This window comes from Escherichia sp. MOD1-EC6300, assembly GCF_002965045.1.
GTDB classification, from domain to species: domain Bacteria; phylum Pseudomonadota; class Gammaproteobacteria; order Enterobacterales; family Enterobacteriaceae; genus Escherichia; species Escherichia coli_F.
In genome coordinates, this window is record NZ_PTRH01000014.1 from 20,569 (window position 1) to 40,378 (window position 19,810).

General features: G+C 52.0%; 18 protein-coding genes. 13 read left to right on the top strand and 5 right to left on the bottom strand.

Annotation, left to right across the window (positions count from 1 at the left end):
- Positions 1–16 precede the first annotated feature (16 nt).
- The 3 genes from BGE37_RS18890 to BGE37_RS18900 are packed head-to-tail and all read left to right on the top strand — an operon-like array spanning position 17 to position 3,017.
- Positions 17–991 carry a Bug family tripartite tricarboxylate transporter substrate binding protein gene (locus BGE37_RS18890; RefSeq protein ID WP_000589812.1) on the top strand — a complete coding sequence of 325 codons (975 nt, stop codon included), beginning with the start codon at positions 17–19 and terminating at the stop codon, positions 989–991.
- Positions 992–1,007: 16 nt separating this feature from the next.
- The gene (locus BGE37_RS18895; protein WP_105288324.1) at positions 1,008–1,514 is read left to right on the top strand and encodes a tripartite tricarboxylate transporter TctB family protein; all 507 of its coding nucleotides are present in this window, start codon (positions 1,008–1,010) and stop codon (positions 1,512–1,514) included.
- A gap of 12 nt (positions 1,515–1,526) precedes the next feature.
- Positions 1,527–3,017 carry a tripartite tricarboxylate transporter permease gene (locus BGE37_RS18900; RefSeq protein ID WP_105288325.1) on the top strand — a complete coding sequence of 497 codons (1,491 nt, stop codon included), beginning with the start codon at positions 1,527–1,529 and terminating at the stop codon, positions 3,015–3,017.
- 210 nt (positions 3,018–3,227) lie between these two features.
- On the opposite strand, the gene udp is transcribed toward BGE37_RS18900, so the two are convergent.
- Positions 3,228–3,992 carry a uridine phosphorylase gene (udp, locus tag BGE37_RS18905; protein WP_000045181.1) on the bottom strand — a complete coding sequence of 255 codons (765 nt, stop codon included), beginning with the start codon at positions 3,990–3,992 and terminating at the stop codon, positions 3,228–3,230.
- Between the two features lie 261 nt (positions 3,993–4,253).
- Here udp and BGE37_RS18910 point away from each other — a divergent pair, with 261 nt between their 5' ends.
- The 9 genes from BGE37_RS18910 to BGE37_RS18950 all read left to right on the top strand — a co-directional run bounded on the left by BGE37_RS18910 (position 4,254) and on the right by BGE37_RS18950 (position 13,507).
- Complete coding sequence (locus BGE37_RS18910; RefSeq protein WP_105277614.1) at positions 4,254–5,063, top strand: dienelactone hydrolase family protein; 810 nt, start codon at positions 4,254–4,256, stop codon at positions 5,061–5,063.
- A 256-nt stretch (positions 5,064–5,319) separates the two neighbouring features.
- Positions 5,320–5,988, top strand: coding sequence for a cysteine hydrolase family protein (locus tag BGE37_RS18915; RefSeq protein ID WP_046082265.1), 669 nt, complete (start codon positions 5,320–5,322; stop codon positions 5,986–5,988).
- A gap of 5 nt (positions 5,989–5,993) precedes the next feature.
- Positions 5,994–6,854: a DUF2877 domain-containing protein gene (locus BGE37_RS18920; RefSeq protein WP_046082708.1), complete on the top strand. Its 861-nt coding sequence runs from the start codon at positions 5,994–5,996 to the stop codon at positions 6,852–6,854.
- Positions 6,855–6,948: 94 nt separating this feature from the next.
- The gene (fdrA, locus tag BGE37_RS18925) at positions 6,949–8,508 is read left to right on the top strand and encodes an acyl-CoA synthetase FdrA (protein WP_105288326.1); all 1,560 of its coding nucleotides are present in this window, start codon (positions 6,949–6,951) and stop codon (positions 8,506–8,508) included.
- Positions 8,505–9,929, top strand: coding sequence for a DUF1116 domain-containing protein (locus BGE37_RS18930; RefSeq protein ID WP_105288327.1), 1,425 nt, complete (start codon positions 8,505–8,507; stop codon positions 9,927–9,929). The genes fdrA and BGE37_RS18930 overlap by 4 nt, the downstream gene beginning before the upstream one ends.
- The gene (gene arcC / locus BGE37_RS18935; protein ID WP_046082706.1) at positions 9,922–10,878 is read left to right on the top strand and encodes a carbamate kinase; all 957 of its coding nucleotides are present in this window, start codon (positions 9,922–9,924) and stop codon (positions 10,876–10,878) included. The genes BGE37_RS18930 and arcC overlap by 8 nt, the downstream gene beginning before the upstream one ends.
- Before the next feature lie 16 nt (positions 10,879–10,894).
- A complete protein-coding gene (locus BGE37_RS18940) occupies positions 10,895–11,284 on the top strand; it encodes an allophanate hydrolase-related protein (RefSeq protein WP_105288328.1) in 390 nt (129 codons plus the stop codon).
- Between the two features lie 25 nt (positions 11,285–11,309).
- Positions 11,310–12,533: a cytosine permease gene (locus BGE37_RS18945; RefSeq protein ID WP_105288329.1), complete on the top strand. Its 1,224-nt coding sequence runs from the start codon at positions 11,310–11,312 to the stop codon at positions 12,531–12,533.
- 77 nt (positions 12,534–12,610) lie between these two features.
- On the top strand, positions 12,611–13,507 hold the full coding sequence (locus tag BGE37_RS18950) for a LysR substrate-binding domain-containing protein (RefSeq protein WP_105271949.1): 897 nt from the start codon (positions 12,611–12,613) through the stop codon (positions 13,505–13,507).
- A gap of 93 nt (positions 13,508–13,600) precedes the next feature.
- Here the strand turns inward: BGE37_RS18950 and metE are convergent, their stop codons facing one another.
- Positions 13,601–15,862, bottom strand: a complete 2,262-nt coding sequence (metE, locus tag BGE37_RS18955) for a 5-methyltetrahydropteroyltriglutamate--homocysteine S-methyltransferase (RefSeq protein ID WP_105288330.1) — start codon at positions 15,860–15,862, stop codon at positions 13,601–13,603.
- A 235-nt stretch (positions 15,863–16,097) separates the two neighbouring features.
- Here metE and metR point away from each other — a divergent pair, with 235 nt between their 5' ends.
- Positions 16,098–17,051: an HTH-type transcriptional regulator MetR gene (gene metR, locus BGE37_RS18960; protein ID WP_000573627.1), complete on the top strand. Its 954-nt coding sequence runs from the start codon at positions 16,098–16,100 to the stop codon at positions 17,049–17,051.
- On the opposite strand, the gene bioP is transcribed toward metR, so the two are convergent.
- The 3 genes from bioP to pldB all read right to left on the bottom strand — a co-directional run bounded on the left by bioP (position 16,939) and on the right by pldB (position 19,744).
- On the bottom strand, positions 16,939–17,838 hold the full coding sequence (gene bioP / locus BGE37_RS18965) for a biotin transporter (protein WP_072646052.1): 900 nt from the start codon (positions 17,836–17,838) through the stop codon (positions 16,939–16,941). The two genes, metR and bioP, sit on opposite strands and share 113 nt — an antisense overlap.
- A gap of 75 nt (positions 17,839–17,913) precedes the next feature.
- The gene (gene yigL, locus BGE37_RS18970) at positions 17,914–18,714 is read right to left on the bottom strand and encodes a sugar/pyridoxal phosphate phosphatase YigL (RefSeq protein ID WP_105288331.1); all 801 of its coding nucleotides are present in this window, start codon (positions 18,712–18,714) and stop codon (positions 17,914–17,916) included.
- A gap of 7 nt (positions 18,715–18,721) precedes the next feature.
- Positions 18,722–19,744 carry a lysophospholipase L2 gene (gene pldB, locus BGE37_RS18975; protein WP_000487644.1) on the bottom strand — a complete coding sequence of 341 codons (1,023 nt, stop codon included), beginning with the start codon at positions 19,742–19,744 and terminating at the stop codon, positions 18,722–18,724.
- Between the last annotated feature and the right edge of the window lie 66 nt (positions 19,745–19,810).

Consider the following 19,810-nt stretch of genomic DNA (forward strand, 5'->3'; position numbering starts at 1 on the left):
TAAGGATATAAAAGCAATGATAAAACATCTTACCTTACCGAAAAAAATGGCTGCAATGGTACTTCTTGCCGGCGCTGCCCTCAGCACTGCGCCTGTACAGGCGGCCTCCTGGCCAACCAAACAAATCGAGTTAGTCGTACCCTACGCGGCCGGAGGCGGTACGGACCTGGTTGCCCGAGCCTTTGCTGATGCCGCCAAAAACCATTTACCCGTCAGCATCGGGGTTATCAATAAACCTGGCGGTGGCGGCGCTATCGGCCTGAGTGAAATCGCCGCTGCCCGCCCTAACGGTTACAAAATGGGTTTAGGCACGGTTGAACTGACCACCCTTCCCAGCCTCGGAATGGTGCGTTTTAAAACCAGCGACTTTAAACCCATTGCCCGTCTGAATGCGGATCCGGCGGCTATCACCGTCCGTGCCGATGCGCCGTGGAATAGCTATGAAGAATTTATGACTTACGCCAAAGCGAATCCCGGAAAAGTACGCATTGGTAACTCAGGCACCGGAGCAATCTGGCATCTGGCGGCAGCTGCACTGGAAGACAAAACGGGCGTGAAGTTTTCTCATGTCCCGTATGACGGCGCAGCCCCTGCCATTACAGGCCTGTTAGGCGGGCATATTGAAGCGGTTTCCGTAAGCCCAGGTGAAGTTATCAATCATGTGAAAGGCGGCAAGCTGAAGACACTGGTAGTGATGGCGGATGAACGTATGAAAACCATGCCTGACGTCCCGACGTTAAAAGAGAAAGGCGTTGATCTCTCCATCGGCACCTGGCGCGGCCTGATTGTGTCGCAAAAAACGCCGCAGGATGTGGTGGATGTGCTGGCAAAGGCAGCAAAAGAGACGGCTGAAGAGCCTGCATTCCAGGATGCACTGCAAAAGTTGAATCTCAACTATGCATGGCTTGATGGTGCCAGCTTCCAGACCCAAATCAACGAGCAGGAAAAGTACTTTGACGAGCTTCTGACTCGCCTGGGCCTGAAAAAATAATCCCGAGGTACGGTCGATGAACACAAAACAGTCTGTTGCTCAACTCGCCGTACCGCACCGCAAGCGCCTTTCATCCACTGTGGTGGTGGCGCTGTTACTTTGTGTGGTTGCTGGCGCGGTGATAATTAATGCCGCTGATTTTCCAGCAACTGCCATTGAAACGGATCCCGGTGCAAGTGCCTTCCCTACTTTCTATGCCTGCGCTCTGATTGTGCTCGCTGTCTTACTGGTGATACGCGATCTTTTGCTGGCAAAACCAGTCCCTTGCGCCAACGCACAGGAAAAACCGGCATTAAGGAAAACGGCAACAGGAATTGCGGCAACCGCGTTTTATATTGTGGCGATGAGCTACTGCGGTTATCTCGTTACTACTCCTGTTTTCCTCATCGTCATTATGACGTTGATGGGCTACAGGCGATGGGTACTCACTCCGGGTATTGCGCTGCTGTTAACGGCAATCCTCTGGTTGCTGTTTGTCGAAGCGTTACAGGTGCCATTGCCTGTCGGCACATTTTTCGAATAACAGGGGCCTGCAATGTTTGAAAGTGAACTTTTAACTCAGGGGTTTTCGACATTACTCAGTAATCCTCAGGCGCTGCTGTTTGCCACGTTTGGAGTGATGCTGGGTATTATGATTGGCGCTCTGCCTGGCCTGACAGCGACCATGGGTGTGGCGATTTTGCTGCCTTTCACCTACGGCATGGAGCCTGTTTCTGGCTTGTTGATGATTTGCGGTGTCTTTTTTGGTGGTGTGTATGGTGGTTCTATCACCGCAATTTTGCTCAAAATTCCCGGTACACCTGCCGCCGCTGCCACCGCCATTGACGGTTATGAGTTAACGAAGCAGGGAAAAGCCGGGCTGGCATTAAGTGCCGCCACGTTCTCTTCTTTTAGCGGTGGAACGCTCAGCATTATCGTATTGATGTTTCTCTCTCCGGTCCTTGCTAGTTGGGCGTTGAAATTTAGTGCCTCGGAGTCCTTCGCCCTGGCAACCTTCGGACTGAGCATTATTGCCAGTATTTCCGGTGAGTCGCTGATTAAAGGGCTGATCGCCGGGATTGGCGGATTAATGATCGCAACGATAGGCCTCGATCCGATGGGCGGTTTTCCACGCTTTACGGGCGGGTTTGTGGAACTGATGAATGTGCCATTTATCCCGGTGATGATTGGTCTGTTTGCTGCTTCAGAAGCGTTCCGTTCTATGGAACAAAATCAGCATATTCGTCAGAGCGCGAACGTGGCTATCGGCAGTCTGTTACTGCCCTGGCAAACGCTACGCCGCATCGCATTAACCATTTTGCGCTCATCAGGATTAGGGGTTTTTATCGGCATGATCCCCGGTGCGGGGGCAGATATTGCAGCTTTTGTTGCCTATAACGAAACTCGTCGTTTCAGTAAGACGCCTGAAAACTTTGGTAAGGGTGAGATTAAGGCGGTGGCCTCCTGTGAGGCAGGCGCGAATGGCTGCACCGGTGGCGCATTGTTACCTATGCTGACGTTGGGGATCCCAGGCGATGCGGTAACTGCCATCATGCTGGGCGCGTTAACGTTACAAGGGATGCAGCCAGGCCCACTGATGTTTACCGACCACGGCGATATGGTTTATACGTTATTTGTCGGCATGATCTTCTGTTACTTCATGCTGCTAGTTCTTGGACTGCTCTCTTTGAAAGTCATCGGTAACGTGGTGAAAATTCCCGGCAATATTCTCACACCGATGATCCTCGCACTTTGTGTGGTCGGGACTTATGCGTTGAACAATAGCCTGTTTGATGTTGGCATTATGCTGATTGCAGGCGTGGTGGGCTATTTCATGCAAAAAGGGGGATATCCGGCATCACCCGTAGTGCTGGCATTGATTATGGGGCCAATGGCGGAAAGTAATTTTCGCCGTGCGCTGTCGCTTTCAGGGGGGTCACTCGACTTCCTGTATACCCGACCGATAACCCTGGCATTGCTGACACTGGCAGCCTTTACGCTACTGACGCCAATAATACGCAAAATTATGCGCTTACGGCGTCAGTAATTGATATCGCTCCCCGACGTTGGGGAGTATGAGACTGATGACAAACGCTAAATTGCCTGATGCGCTGCGCTTATCAGGCCTACCACAGAAATGCAATATATTGAATTTGCATGCTTTTGTAGGCCGGATAAGGCGATCACGCCGCATCCGGTATGAACAAAGGACACGTTAACAACAATCGGAATGCTCCCCTAAGCCAGGGAGCGTTTTTTATTTCAGCAGACGACGCGCCGCTTCCACCACGATTTTCACCGCCTGGCTTTCGGTTTGTTTCATCGTCTCAGCATTCGGGATCTCTTGCTGGGTACGATTGACGATAACGCCCGCCACCATACCCGCACGCAGGCCCTGGCTTGCACACATGGTCAGCAGGGTTGCAGATTCCATTTCATAGTTCATTACGCCCATCGCCTGCCACTCTTCCATAGAACCTTTAAAGTGACGGACTACACGACCAGAGTAAGTATCGTAACGTTCCTGACCCGGGTAGAAGGTATCAGAAGAAGCCGTCACACCAACGTGAGTGGTGGCACCAATTGACTTCGCCGCTTCAACCAGCGCGGTCGTACATTCGAAATCTGCGACAGCCGGGAACTCCAGCGGAGCGAAGTGCAGGCTCGCGCCATCCAGACGAACAGACGCCGTGGTCACCAGCACATCGCCGACATTGATATGCGGCTGGATAGCGCCCGTTGTACCGATACGCAGGAAGGTGCGAATGCCCAGCTGTGCCAGCTCTTCAACCGCAATAGAGGTAGACGGGCCGCCGATACCGGTAGAGCAGACGATAACAGGTTTACCATCCAGCTCTGCACGCCAGGTGGTGAATTCGCGGTGAGATGCCAGCTTAACCGGCTTATCCATCAGCGCGGCGATCTTTTCCACACGATCCGGGTCGCCAGGGACGATGGCAAGCGTAGCCCCTTGTAAATCGTTTTTAGTGAGGCCGAGATGAAAAACATCAGACTTGGACATATACAACTCCTCTGTGAATCGGTTTAGTCAGAAGAAGCAAAAAGACACTTTACCGAAGGGTTTAACATTTTTTCGTGACACTCATCACCTTGATGCAAATGCGTTGCATAAATTTACCCAGCAAAAGTGATGCGAATCACATAAATCACTCTTCATTCTGCATGACTGCATAAAAGATGAGCCGATTCAGGCAATGTGATTTGTTGCATGCTGACTATAGTTAACATTGCGCAACATTTTTATAAGGGTACGGAGAATACCATGGCAACAACACAACAATCTGGATTTGCACCTGCTGCATCACCTCTCGCTTCGACCATCGTTCAGACCCCGGATGACGCGATTGTAGCAGGCATCACCTCTATCCCTTCACAAGGGGATAACATGCCTGCTTACCATGCCAGACCAAAGCAGAGCGATGGCCTACTACCAGTGGTCATTGTAGTGCAGGAAATTTTTGGCGTGCATGAACATATCCGCGATATTTGTCGCCGTCTGGCGCTGGAGGGGTATCTGGCTATCGCACCTGAACTTTACTTCCGCGAAGGCGATCCGAATGATTTTGCCGATATCCCTACGCTGCTTAGCGGTCTGGTAGCAAAAGTGCCTGACTCGCAGGTGCTGGCCGATCTCGATCATGTCGCCAGTTGGGCGTCACGCAACGGCGGCGATGTTCATCGCTTAATGATCACCGGATTTTGCTGGGGTGGGCGCATCACCTGGCTGTATGCTGCGCATAATCCACAACTGAAAGCAGCGGTGGCATGGTACGGCAAATTAACCGGCGATAAGACGCTGAATTCACCGAAACAACCTGTTGATATCGCAACCGATCTTAACGCTCCGGTTCTCGGCTTATATGGCGGCCAGGATAACAGCATTCCGCAGGAGAGCGTTGAAACCATGCGCCAGGCGCTGCGGGCTGCTAATGCGAAAGCAGAGATTATCGTCTACCCGGATGCCGGGCATGCATTCAACGCCGATTATCGCCCGAGCTATCATGCCGAATCTGCGAAAGATGGCTGGCAGCGAATGCTGGAGTGGTTTAAGCAGTATGGTGTTAAAAAGTAACGCCATAGCCGCTAAATCTGATGATTAAGCTCACACAATTTCAACGATTTTTTTAATCTCAAAACCATACAGCATCAAAAAATTTGTTGCTGTATGCCACTCTTTGACTCCCTTCACATTCGTCATCACACCACCTGTTGAATGCAAAAATTTCGTTGCTGTGCGGCAAACTTTTTTCCTGTTTTATGCCGCTTTTCTCCTGAATACTCGCTCTCAGAACAACTGGATCGTTTAAACATCAGACAGGAGATTTACCATGACGCAATCCATTTTTCAGGCTCAACCCTTTGAATTACCTTTTGATCCGCGCACAACTGCACTGGTCATGATCGACATGCAGCGTGACTTTGTCGAAGCAGGGGGCTTCGGTGAGGCACTGGGCAATGATGTTTCACTGGTACGCACGGCTATCGCACCATGTACAGAGGTGCTGGCAGCCGCACGTCAAAAAGGAATTATGGTTATTCATACTCGTGAAGGCCATCGTGCAGACTTAAGCGACTGCCCGCCAGCCAAACTGACGCGCGGCGGAAAAACCTTTATTGGTGAACCAGGACCGATGGGACGCATTCTGGTCAGAGGTGAAGCGGGTCATGACATCATTCCTGAACTGTACCCAGTGACAGGCGAACCGGTGATTGATAAGCCCGGTAAAGGCGCTTTTTATCAAACCGACTTACATCTGATTTTGCAAAACCACGGTATCAAGACGCTGATAGTTTGTGGTGTAACAACCGAAGTTTGCGTAACCACCACCGTGCGCGAAGCAAATGACCGTGGCTATGAATGCATTATCCCGGAAGATTGTGTCGGCTCATATTTCCCGGAATTCCAGAAATATGCCCTCGAGATGATCAAAGCACAAGGTGCCATTTTCGGTTGGGTGAGTGATTCCAAAGCCATTATTGCAGGTCTGGAAGGCTAACGCCGATGGTACAGGTGACGCTTTGCGCATCATCGTTGGGATATCTTTTCCCGCAAAATGAAACGCAAGATTTACGTCTGCATAGTGCTTTTAAACATGCGGTAAATCTGTATTCAGAAGCGGGAACATTCATCACTCTGTTGTGTGCGCAAACGTATCTGAATCTCCCTGATGCCGCCAGAGTCAACCTGCCTGAGAATTGGGACTGGCGAAGAGAGATTGCCCATTCAGATCCCATTCAGTTAACCCCAGGCTTGTTACAAACACCTCGCTTTTGCGTGGTGCTTCATAACACAACACTTTGGCAACCGCCATTTGTGGGGGGAATGCTGACACTTGAGGCATTCCCTTTGGTTTTCCAGCACTACCCAACGATGGCATCGCAACGGCTTTTATTTTGTCTGGAGCATAACGTTCAAAGCACATTGCACCTGCCGGATAGTCTCACGCACCAGGGATTAGCGATTATGGAACATCCAGATGCACTGGAACGCCAGGTGCCACAACTGATCGGCTTTGGTAAAGGCTTAACGCCCGATGGAGATGACTATTTGTTGGGCTATCTGGCAGCGCTCTGGTTATGGCAACTCCCTGCAACACTTGCCGATCATCAATACCGGTTGCAGCAGGCAATTGATCAACATGCGCACAACACCACGGATATCAGTCGTCATTATCTGGAGCGTGCGCTTCAGGGGCATTTTTCAGAACCGATTTGCCAGTTACTCGCACAACTGGTTGGGGGCGCATCGGAAATGACAATCGCATCCTGTGCAGAACAGGTCATGCAATTTGGCGCAACGTCAGGAGTAGATTGCCTTGCAGGAATGCTGCATGGCTTTCGAACCCTGAACACCATGAATTGATTTCAACCTTTTCTCCCGTAGCCCATTTATGGCGCTACACGGGGATGCTTTGCCCGAATTTTGCTATCGGGCGGAATAAAACAGGCGTAACAGCATGAAAGTTAAATATAAAGTTTTCAGCAATCTTTATCAGGACTCGGTTTCTCTGATGCAGATTTCCGCGCAAATCAGTAAGTTGCCCGGTATTCAACAGGCCTCGGTCGTCATGGGAACACCCAATAATCTCGAACAATTGCGCGATGCGGGTCTGGGTAACGAAATCAACGCCAGTCCCAATGATTTAGTGATTGCAGTCATGGGTGAAGAAGATATTTGCAATGAAGCACTGATACTGGCCCAGCAACGTCTGACCAGCAAACCCGATGATGAAACGGATAGTGGCATTAAAACACCGGAAAATGTCAGCCTGGAAATGGCACTGGAAGCCGACACCGAAGCCAACCTGGCACTCATTTCTGTACCGGGAGACTACGCCGCCGCCGAAGCAATTAAAGCGTTAAACCTCGGAATGAACGTGATGATGTTCAGCGATAACGTCAGTATCGGGCAGGAAAAATCCATCAAAACACTTGCCCGAGAACGTCAGCGCATCGTAATGGGACCTGATTGTGGAACCGCCATTGTTAACGGCATTCCGTTAGGCTTCGCTAATGTGGTGAAACGCGGAGCAATTGGTGTTATTGGCGCGTCAGGCACCGGGCTACAGGAAGTGACTTGCCGAATCGACCAGCTCGGAGCGGGTATTTCTCAGGCGTTGGGAACAGGCGGGCATGATCTCAGTGAAGAGATTGGTGGAATATCGATGCTCTTCGCTTTAGATGCGCTGGCGCAAGACGATGAAACTCGCGTGATTGTGCTTATTTCAAAACCGCCTTCACCGATCGTTGCCCGGGCTATTCTGGAGCGCGCCGAGGCTTGTGGAAAACCCGTGGTGGTGAATTTCCTCGGTGCGAATCCGCATGATCTGGCACGTCCCAATATCACCGCTGCCGCCACACTTGCCAGCGCCGCAAATATCGCCGTGGCAGTACTGAATGATCAGCCACTTCCGACTGTCGAGACCGAGATTTCCTGCGACGATCTCACAATGTTACAAAACGCCTGCCAGCGTCTGCCAGCCCATCGCCAGGCGATACGCGGTGTTTTCGCCGGAGGAACCTTCTGTTACGAAGCGCAACTTATCTGCCAGCAAAAGGGATTCAGCGCCGCCTCCAATACGCCAGTTGCGGGTAATCGTACTCTGGCAAATATCTGGCAAAGCAAAGGTCACACGCTGATCGATATGGGCGACGATGATTTCACCCGTGGCAAACCGCATCCAATGATCGACCCGACTCTGCGCAATCAACGTCTGCTCAACGAACTCAACGACTCACACACTGCCGTCGTGTTATTCGACCTGGTACTTGGTTATGGCGCTTCCGCTACGCCTGCCAGCGAATTACTGGACCAACTTTCACACATCGACATGAATAACGCACCGTTGCTGATTGCGCACGTTTGCGGAACGGAAGCTGATCCGCAAATACGCAGTCAGCAGATAAGCGCACTACAAAATGCGGGCATCATCATTGCCAGCAGCAATGCACAGGCGGCGCTATGGGCCAGCGCCGTTGCGCAGACTCAGTTGCAGAAAAAGGGGCTAAACGCATGAATACCTTATTTAATCAGCCTTTGAAGGTCGTGAACGCGGGACTACACAGTTTTGCTGACAATATTCAACATGCCGGGGGAAGCGCAATTGCACTCAACTGGCAGCCACCAGCACAAGGCGATATTGACGCTGGATTGGATCTGGCATCGTTGCTACGTCATCCACTAGTAGAAAATGCCAATCAAATCGCCATGACACGTTATCTCGAAGCACAACCCGTGCTGGTGGATGTCATGCTCGCTAAAGAGGCCATTCCAGCAATGGCTGAACAAAAACGTATTTTGCACTCTGGCCCGCCGATTGCCTGGGAAGAGATGTGTGGTCCGGTAAAAGGGGCGATTATTGGTGCCATGCTGTACGAAGGTTGGGCCACCAGCCAGCAAGACGCTGAAAACCAGATAAACACAGGCGAAATCGACCTTGCCCCTTGTCATCATTATCACGCGGTTGGACCAATGGCAGGCATCATCAGCCCGTCGATGCCGTTATGGGTGGTAGAAAACAAAACCAACGGCCACCGTACTTTTAGCAATTTCAATGAAGGTCTGGGTAAGGTTCTCCGTTTTGGTGCCAATAACGATGAAGTTCTCAATCGTCTGGCCTGGATGCGCGATGAACTGGCACCGGCAATGAAAGCAGCAATCGCACAACACGGCGAGCTGGAACTCAAGCCATTAATGGCGCAGGCGCTGCATATGGGGGATGAAGTTCATAACCGCAATGCTGCCGCTACCGGTTTGCTGATTAAGCGCCTGCTCCCGGCATTGCTGGCCTGCTCTATTCCACAGGAACATATCCAGCGCGTCGTGGCATTTATCACCAGTAACGATCACTTCTTCCTCAATCTGTCGATGGCTGCCTGTAAAGCGATGATGGATGCCGCCGCCAATGTACCGTTCAGTTCAATGGTTACGGTGATGGCGCGTAACGGGGTGAATTTTGGTATTCGGCTTTCCGGTACTGGCGATCGCTGGTTCCAGGCTCCTGCCAATGCAGTTGAAGGTCTGTTCTTCCCCGGATTTGGCGTCGACGATGCCGCTGCTGACCTGGGTGATAGCGCAATTACCGAAACCGCAGGTGTGGGTGGCTTCGCGATGGCGTCATCTCCAGCGATCGTCAAATTTGTGGGAGGCACCCCTGCCGATGCCACCAATAACAGCCGTAGGATGCAAGCAATCACCCTCGGTGGTAACCCCGCATTTACACTTCCTGCCCTCAATTTTGCCCCCACCGCAGCAGGGATTGATGCGCGTAAAGTGACCGATCGCGGCATTTTACCGGTCATCAATACGGGTATCGCCCACAAACAAGCGGGGGTCGGGCAAATTGGTGCCGGGATCACCACTGCGCCGATGGCCTGTTTTGTCGCCGCTGTACGTGCACTGTCTGAGATCGTCGCAAAGGAGAACCATCATGGTTAAGCCACTGGCTGTTGTCGCAGTTGGCGGCAATGCGCTCATTCAGGACGAGCAACGCAATAGTATTCCCGATCAATATGTTGCAGTGATGGAAAGCGTGCAGCATATCGTTGATATGGTTGAAGCCGGATGGGACCTGGTGCTTACCCACGGTAATGGCCCGCAGGTGGGCTTTATTCTGCGCCGCTCTGAACTCGCCAGTAACGAAGTTTCTCCGGTTCCACTTGATTACGCCGTGGGTGATACACAAGGTGCAATTGGCTACATGTTCCAGAAAGCGCTGCATAACGAATTGGCTCGCCGTGGCATAAACAAACCGGTAATTGCGCTGGTGACACAAACGCGAGTCTGCCCACATGACGATGCTTTCACCAGCCCCAGTAAACCGATTGGCGCGTTTCTCGATGAAGCAACGGCCCTACAACGCCAACAGCAACTCGGCTGGACGCTGATGGAGGACGCCGGGCGTGGTTGGCGGCGTACAGTTCCCTCTCCTGCGCCACTGGAAATTATTGAGCACGACACCATCGCTCACCTGGTGCGCCAGGGATATCTGGTTATTGCCTGCGGCGGTGGCGGTATTCCGGTGGTGCGAGACGGACAACAACTGAAAGGTGTGGAAGCCGTGATCGATAAAGATCTGGCCTCCGCGCTGCTCGCCAGTCAGTTAGGCGCAGATCTGCTGGTGATCCCCACCGGTGTAGAAAAAGTGGCGATTAACTTTGGTACACCACAACAACAGTGGCTCGACGCTATCAGCGTTGCCGAAGCGCAAACGCTGTTACGGGAAGGTCAGTTTGGTGTCGGCAGTATGCAGCCCAAAGTGGAAGCCATTGTTGATTTCATCAATGCCAGCCAACAACAAGGCAAACAGGCCAGCGGCCTGATTACTTCACCGCAAACCATAAAAGCAGCCCTTTCGCATCAGAGCGGCACATGGATAACCCTTTAATTCTCTGGAGAACTCAATGACTACAACACTTTTAGCCGTTAACGGAACGCTGATGCGTGGCCTGGAACTCAACCCAAATATGCAAAAAGCGGGCGGCATTTTTGTCCGTGAAGACCGAACTGACGCCCATTACAGGTTGTGGAGTATTAACGATCGTCATCCGGGAATGATTCGCGTGAATGAAGGAGGAACACACGTCGACGTAGAAATTTGGCAATTACCACTGACCAGTTTTGCCGCTCTGTTAATGAGCGAACCCGCTGGGCTGGCAATTGGCAAAATCAAACTTGCCGATGGTAGCGAAGTGCTGGGCGTACTGGCAGAAAACTGGCTGACCGAAGGCCAACGGGAAATTACAGAACTGGGTAGCTGGCGCAAATACACCGGGCATTTTCATACTGTGTAACGCGCATTTTTAAAGGGAACATACTATGCGTAAAAAAGAAGAGAATCTGAATACAGCATCAGGATTGCGTATTGCCATGATTTTACTGGGTATTGCCGTCACACCTGTGCTGTTGTCATCCTCAAGCCTCGGCAATCAACTTTCCAGCGGCAGTTTAATTAGCGTCGTATTGTTAGGCGGCGTCATTCTGACCTTACTTTCAGCCATCACCATTAGCGTGGGAGAAAAAGCCCGCCTGCCAACGTATGGCATTGTGAAATATTCGTTTGGCGAAAAAGGGGCCATCGCCATTAACATTTTGATGGCGATAAGTCTGTTCGGCTGGATTGCCGTTACCGCCAATATGTTTGGTCATTCGGTACATGACTTACTGGCTCAACATGGACTGGAAGTTCCACTAGCACTGTTAGTGGCTGCTGGCTGTGTCATTTTTGTCGCCTCTACAGCATTTGGTTTTGCCGTTCTGGGAAAAATTGCCCAGGTTGCCGTGCCGGTTATCGCGCTGGTGCTGTGTTACATCCTCTATGTGGCAACCCATACCGAAGTGGCAGCACCAGCGGTGATTGTGGAGATGAATACGGGTGTCGCTGTTTCCACCGTTGTTGGCACCATTATTGTGCTGGTTGCCACACTGCCTGATTTCGGTAGTTTTGTGCATAACCGCAAACATGCGCTGATTGCCGCAGGCGTGACGTTTCTGGTTGCCTACCCTCTGCTCTACTGGGCGGGAGCAACGCCGAGCGCCATTAGTGGTCAGGGATCTTTACTGGGTGCGATGGCGGTATTCGGTGCGGTTCTGCCCGCGGCGCTGTTGTTGATTTTCGCCTGCGTCACCGGTAACGCGGGCAATATGTTCCAGGGCACGCTGGTGGTTTCCACACTGCTTACCCACTTTCCCAAATGGCAGATTACCGTGGCGCTGGGTATCCTTTCCGCCATCGTAGGCAGTCTGGATATTATGGCGTGGTTTATTCCGTTTCTGCTGTTCCTGGGTATCGCCACGCCACCCGTTGCCGGAATTTATATCGCTGACTTTTTCCTTTATCGCCGTAATGGCTATCAAGAGTCAGTGTTAGCCCAGGAGTCACAGATCAAAGTGCTGACATTCGCAGCATGGATCATAGGTGCAGCGGTTGGCTTTATGACCGTAAAAGGCTTATTCACCCTGACGACAATCCCTTCGGTAGACTCGATTCTGGTGGCATGTATCGCGTATGCGATTCTCAGTCGGGCAAGTCAACGCCGCTAATTCCTGGGTATACTCAGGCAATGATTACGGCTGAATCTGGAGAGATTCAGCCACTTTACCACTGACCAGGGAGCCTTATGTTCATCTCAGACGAAACGCTTCGTGTTATTCATCTGGTCGCCAGACACCAGAGCATTACCACCGCAGCCGAACAGTTAAATAAAGTCCCTTCCGCCATCAGTTACACCATCAAGAAAGTGGAAGAGAGCCTAGGCGTTGAACTGTTCATTCGTAAGGGACGCTATATTGAATTATCTCCGGCGGGGAGTTACTTCATCGAACATAGCAAAACTATTCTGGGCGACCTGGAAGCATTAAAGCGCAACACAGTGCTGATTCACGATGGTATTGAACGTGAACTGACAATTGCGGTGAACAATATTATTCCTGGTGATTTGCTGGTGGCATTTATTCGAGATTTTGAACGGCAATTCACATCAACAACACTGACGGTAGATCTTGAGGTATACAACGGCTGCTGGGATGCGCTGTACAGTAAGCGTGCTGATCTGGTCTACGGTGCTCCTCATGCAGTGCCAAGCAGTGAAGGCATCATTAGCGAACCGGTCGGACAAATGGAATGGGATTTTGTCGTCAGCCCACTCCACCCACTGGCAGCGAAGCGGCATCCATTAGAAAACAGTGAATTGCGTCATTATCCAGCGGTTTGTATCCGCGATACCTCCGTTAACTTCCCCCCGATGCAAGCCTGGCTGTTGGAAGGACAAAAACCGATTTTTGTTCCTGACTTCGCTACGGCAATCGCCTTAATAGAACAAAACGTCGGTATTGGTTATATTCCACATCATCTGGCATTGCCGTTATTGAACAGCGGTAAATTGCTTAAAAAGCCAATGCGCGAACATAAACACGCCACCAAGTTATTTCTTGCCGCTCGTTCCGATGGTATGGGCAAAGCCTGTCAGTGGTGCATAGAATATTTAAGAAATCCGCAATTAATTTTCTGTTCCTGAAGATCCACATCATACCTGGCATACATAGCAAAATGGCTTCCGGTGTTGGAAGCCATTATTGTGCTGCAATTTACAATGACTCGTTAATACTCATCATCCCCGACGCAAATTCTGCGCCGCCTGCACCATGTTCGCCAGTGCCGCGCGGGTTTCTGGCCAGCCGCGCGTTTTCAAACCACAGTCCGGGTTAACCCACAGACGCTCTGCCGGAATGCGTTTTGCCGCTTTCTTCAGCAGGGACTCAATCCATTCCACGCTCGGTACGTTTGGCGAGTGAATGTCATAGACGCCTGGACCAATTTCATTTGGATAATCAAACTCTTCAAACGACTCCAGCAACTCCATGTCGGAACGCGAGGTTTCGATTGTGATGACGTCAGCATCCAGCGCCGCAATCGAATCCATGATGTCGTTGAACTCGCAGTAACACATGTGAGTGTGGATTTGCGTGTCATCTTTCGCTACGGCAGCGTTGATACGGAAAGCCTCCACGCCCCACTGGAGATAGGCATCCCAGTCGCTGCGACGCAGTGGTAAACCTTCGCGCAATGCCGGTTCGTCAATCTGAATGATGCCAATTCCAGCGGCTTCCAGATCGGCCACTTCATCACGCAGCGCCAGCGCAATTTGTTTGGCGATGGTTTCACGGCTGACATCTTCACGCGGGAACGACCAGCAGAGAATGGTCACCGGGCCAGTCAGCATCCCTTTCACCGGTTTGTCGGTCAGCGATTGCGCATACTTTGCCCACTCCACGGTAATCGGTGCCGGGCGGCTAACGTCACCAATGACAATCGGCGGTTTCACGCAGCGGGAACCGTAGCTCTGTACCCAACCGTTTTGTGTAAAGACAAAACCGTCGAGGTGCTCACCAAAGTATTCCACCATGTCATTACGCTCGGCCTCACCATGCACCAGCACATCCAGACCCAGACGTTCCTGCTCAACAATGGCCTGCTTGATATGTTCTGCAATGCCCGTACGATAGTTGTTGGCGTCGAGATTACCCTTTTTGAAATCCAGACGCAGGGTACGGATTTCTGTGGTTTGCGGGAAAGAGCCAATCGTGGTGGTCGGCCACGCGGGCAGTTTAAAACGCGCACGCTGGGCTTCAGCACGCACTTCATAGACATTCGCACGCTGACTGTCCTGGGCGGTGATCGCCGCCAGACGCTTTTCTACTGCCGGATTATGTACACGAGTAGAGTGACGACGCGCCTGAATCGGTGCACTCCACTCTGCCAGAGCTGCCGTGTCACCACTGTTCAGCGCATCGCGCAGCAATGCCAGTTCATGGCATTTTTGCAGGGCGAAGGCAAACCAGCTTTTCACTTCTGCATCAAGACGCGTTTCCACGCTCAGGTCGATAGGGCTGTGCAGCAATGAGCAGGAAGATGCCACCCACAAATCACGTTTGCCGACAATGTCCTTAATTTGCGCATATTTCTCGGTAAGATCGGCGCGCCAGACGTTACGACCATTGATAAGACCAGCAGATAGCAGCCAGTCAGAAGGCAGACGCTTGTGCAGTTCAGCAACGTCATCTTTACCATGTACGAGATCGACATGCAGACCCTGAACAGGCAGCGCAGTAATGGTGTCGAGGTTTGGCGTTACGCCTTCAAAATAGGTAGTCAGCAGCAGTTTCACCTGGCCCTGGAGCGCGTCGTAAGCGGGTTTATAGGCGTCCAGCCACGCCTGCGGCAGTTCCAGCACCAGCGCGGGTTCGTCGATCTGTACCCACTCAATGCCACGTTTTGCCAGTTCTGCCAACACTTGCTGATAAACCGGCAGAATGTCGCTCAGCAGGCTCAGGCGATCAAACTGTTCACCTTTCACTTTACCCAGCCACAGGTAGGTAACCGGTCCCAGCAGCACGGGCTTGACCTTGTGGCCCAGCGCCAGCGCCTCGTCCACTTCCTCCAGCAGCTGCGTCCAGGTCAGTTTGAACTGTTGGCCTTTAACGAACTCCGGCACCATGTAGTGATAGTTGGTGTTAAACCATTTGGTCATTTCCGCTGCCGCCGCAGGTTCGCCAGTCGGTGCACGTCCACGACCAATACGGAACAGAGTGTCGATATCTACCGAACCATCTTTGTTCTGGTGACGCGCCGGAACGTTACCCAGCAGCAGACTGGTGGTCAGTACATGATCGTACCAGGCAAAATCGCCCACCGGCAGCAGGTCGATACCCGCTTGCTTTTGTTGATCCCAGTGACGAGCACGCAGTTCACGCCCTACCGCCAGCAGTTCTTCACGCGTGGAGTTCCCCGCCCAATAACTCTCTTGCGCTTTTTTCAGCTCGCGACGCAGGCCAACGCGAGGGAAACCGAGGGTGTGATTCAATATTGTCATTTTTCTTCCTCTAATTATATGTAAATCCTATGGATTTTGAATTTAGGGAAGGCGGCAAGTTTATTCATCCCCGGGAGCTTACTGAAGTAAGTGACCGGGGTGAAGAAACGCAGCCAACGCACCATAAATTTAAAAGACGAAGGATTTTAGCCGTCCAGATGTTTACACATCCATAATTGGCGGTTACTGTATATTCCTCAAGCGCAAATTATTCATGCCGAAGTGAAGGACTTTCATGATCGAAGTAAAACACCTGAAAACGCTACAAGCGTTGCGGAACTGCGGCTCACTCGCAGCCGCTGCGGCGACGTTGCATCAAACGCAATCCGCCCTGTCTCACCAGTTTAGCGATCTGGAACAACGCCTTGGCTTCCGGCTATTTGTGCGTAAAAGCCAGCCGCTTCGGTTTACACCGCAGGGAGAAATCCTGTTGCAACTGGCGAATCAGGTGCTGCCGCAAATCAGCCAGGCACTGCAAGCCTGCAATGAACCGCAGCAGACGCGCCTGCGCATTGCCATTGAGTGCCATAGCTGTATTCAGTGGCTGACGCCCGCGTTAGAAAATTTCCATAAGAACTGGCCGCAGGTGGAGATGGATTTTAAATCGGGCGTGACGTTTGACCCGCAGCCCGCGTTGCAGCAGGGTGAGCTGGATCTGGTGATGACCTCCGATATTCTGCCACGCAGTGGCCTGCATTATTCGCCGATGTTCGATTATGAAGTGCGTCTGGTGTTGGCACCTGACCATCCACTGGCGACAAAAACGCGAATCACGCCGGAAGATCTCGCCAGCGAGACGCTGTTAATTTATCCGGTGCAGCGTAGCCGACTGGATGTCTGGCGGCATTTTCTTCAGCCCGCAGGCGTTAGCCCGTCACTGAAAAGCGTCGATAACACCTTGTTGTTGATTCAGATGGTTGCCGCACGGATGGGCATCGCTGCGCTACCGCACTGGGTGGTGGAGAGTTTTGAACGCCAGGGTCTGGTGGTCACCAAAACCCTGGGCGAAGGCTTGTGGAGCCGACTGTACGCCGCCGTGCGCGATGGCGAGCAGCGTCAGCCGATTACAGAAGCGTTTATTCGCTCAGCGCGCAATCACGCCTGCGATCATCTGCCGTTTGTGAAGAGCGCGGAGCGACCCACTTACGATGCACCCACAGTGAGGCCAGGATCACCAGCGCGCCTGTAATAAACGTTGGCCAGTGCGGCTGTTGGTGCCAGATAGCCAGGTTAACCAACAGCCCTGCCGGAACGTGCATATTATTCATAATGCCCAGCGTTCCGGCGTCCACCTGAGTCGCGCCGTAGTTCCACATAAAGTAGCCAATCCCGGAGGCCACCACGCCAAGAAACACCAGAATGCCCCATTGCAGCGTGGTTTGCGGCATTTTCTGCGCATTTCCCAGCAAAAACCATGCAATCACTGCCACCAGAAACGCGCCAAGATAGAACCACACAAAGGCGTTATGCTGTGGCATCGGACGAGTTTCCATCAGGCGTTTGTAACCCACCATGCCGATAGCAAAAGTGATATTGGAGAGTTGCACCAGCAGCAGGCCAGTCCAGAAGTGGTCGGTGACCTGATCATAGCGAATAATTCCGGCACCAATCACCGCCAACAAGGCGCTAAAAGCATAGCCCCAGCGCAGACGGCGCTTACTCATGATGTCATAAATCAGCGTGATGTAGAGCGGCGTCAGTACGGTGAACAGCAACAGCTCGGAGACCGTCAGGTAGAGATAGGCGCGAAAACTCAGCATATACATCACGCCAAGCTGCATCGCGCCCACCAGCATATACAGACCGACCGTTTTCAGGCTATTGCCACGGGTACGCAGAAACGGCAGAAACACGAGTGCCGCCAGGCCAACGCGCACCAGCACTGCAAAATAGCTATCGACGTGCCCCGCAAGGTACTCGCCATAAAAGCTAAAGGAGAAGGCCCACAGAATCGTGGTGATGATAAGTAGCGCCACAATGGAAAACTCTTTGATTAACGAGTATCCATTGTAGCGAAGTATCAGGTTGACAACTGACCAAATAAAGAACAATTACGATAAATAGAGTTTACGCAGATAATGCGGCACCGCATCGTCGGCATTAGTACCAATCACTTCCAGCTCCGGATGCAGATCTTTCAGACGCTGGTGCGCACTGCCCATAATGCAGCCTTTACCTGCCATCGACAGCATTTCGGCGTCGTTCATCCCGTCACCAAAGGCAATACAATCTTTCAGACTGTAGCCCAGTTTCTTCGCCACCGCTTCCAGGGCATGGCCTTTTGAAACGCCGCCCGCCATCACTTCCAGACAAGTTAGGGTAGAGAAGCTGACGTTGACGCGATCGCCCCAACGAGCGTTGATTGCCTGTTCCAGCGGCAGCAGTTGTTCATGAGAATCACAGGTGAAGAACACTTTGCTGACGCCTTCCGGATCCAGTAATCCTGGCTCATACAGCGCATATTTGAACACCGCTTCTTTAAAAAAGCGCATCTCTTCCGGGCGGTGGCGATTCATAAACCATTCGTCGTCGCGATAAACGTTAGTAATGATGTCCGGGTTGTCGTTGACCACGCCAAACAGATCGCTGGCAATGTCGCGATCCAGGTTATGAGCAAAAATCAGATTGCCATCCAGATCATGAACGCGCGCGCCATTGGAGGTAATCATGTAAGACTTAATCTCCAGATTATCGCGAATTTGCCCCACATCAACGTGGTGGCGACCGGTCGCAAACACAAAGTTAATGCCGCGCGCGGTGAGGAGCTTCAGAGTTTCTTTGGCGTAAGGGGATAACGTATGGTCGGGAGAAAGTAACGTGCCATCTAAATCAGACGCAACAACCTGGTACATAAGAAATTTAAACCTCTGTAGAGCGGTTTCCGCTGGGTGAGTTATGCCTGTTGAAAAAATCAACAATGGCGTGGAGCGCGACTGAGCGCATTGCGTCCTTTTCAAAAAGGATCTCATGGTACGCACCTTTAATTACCAGCGGTCGTCCCCCTTCGACAGGATGGCCCGCAGCGGTGCGGAGTTCACAAAAACGGTCGTGCATGCGGTTATCCACCACGCGTTCCTCTTCAGCCTGCAAGAGAAGCGTTGGCGTGGCGTCATCACCCGCACCGGCTAACACCTGTTCGCCAGCCAGAATACTTTCGCGTACCCAATGGTAGGTCGGCCCACCGACGCGAATCGTTGGGTCATCAGCATAGAAGCGTAAGTTACGTCGATATCGCTGTCTGCTGTGGGTCAGTACGTTGATAGCAAACGGCAACGCGCGCCAGCGCCCGGTGCCTATTGCATAGCCATCACGGAAACGTGGATGTGCTTCGGCCCAGTTAAGGATCTGCCGCGCCATAAATGACGGCATACGAATCACGATCCCAAACATTGGCGCAGTTAGCGCAATGGCGTCACATACACCTGGATGGCGTTGCAGAAATAACGTGGAGATCGCACCGCCCATCGAATGTGCCAGTATATAGCGCTTACGCCACGGACCGGGCTGGACCTCCTGTTGCCAGAATGCCGCCAGATCATCAACATAATCATTAAAGCGATTAACATGCCCAAGATGCGGATCGGCTAACAGGCGACCGGAACGTCCCTGCCCGCGATGGTCGATGATTAAGACATCAAACCCCAAATGGAACAGGTCGTAGGCCAGTTCCGCATATTTTACGTAGCTCTCAATACGCCCCGGGCAGATGACTATCACCCGGTCATGGTGCTGTGCGCGAAAACGGACAAAGCGCACCGGAATGTCATCTACACCAGTAAACTCTGCTTCATCACGCTGACGCCAGAAATCAGTCAGCGGTCCCATGGTAAAAGCAGCAAACGCGTTTTCTCTTGTTTCCCAGTCTTTTTGCTGCTGAAACATCGGGTAATCTGCCTCTTAAACCACGTAAAATCGTTTTTTTAAGCGTGTCTGACACAACGCTGCGAC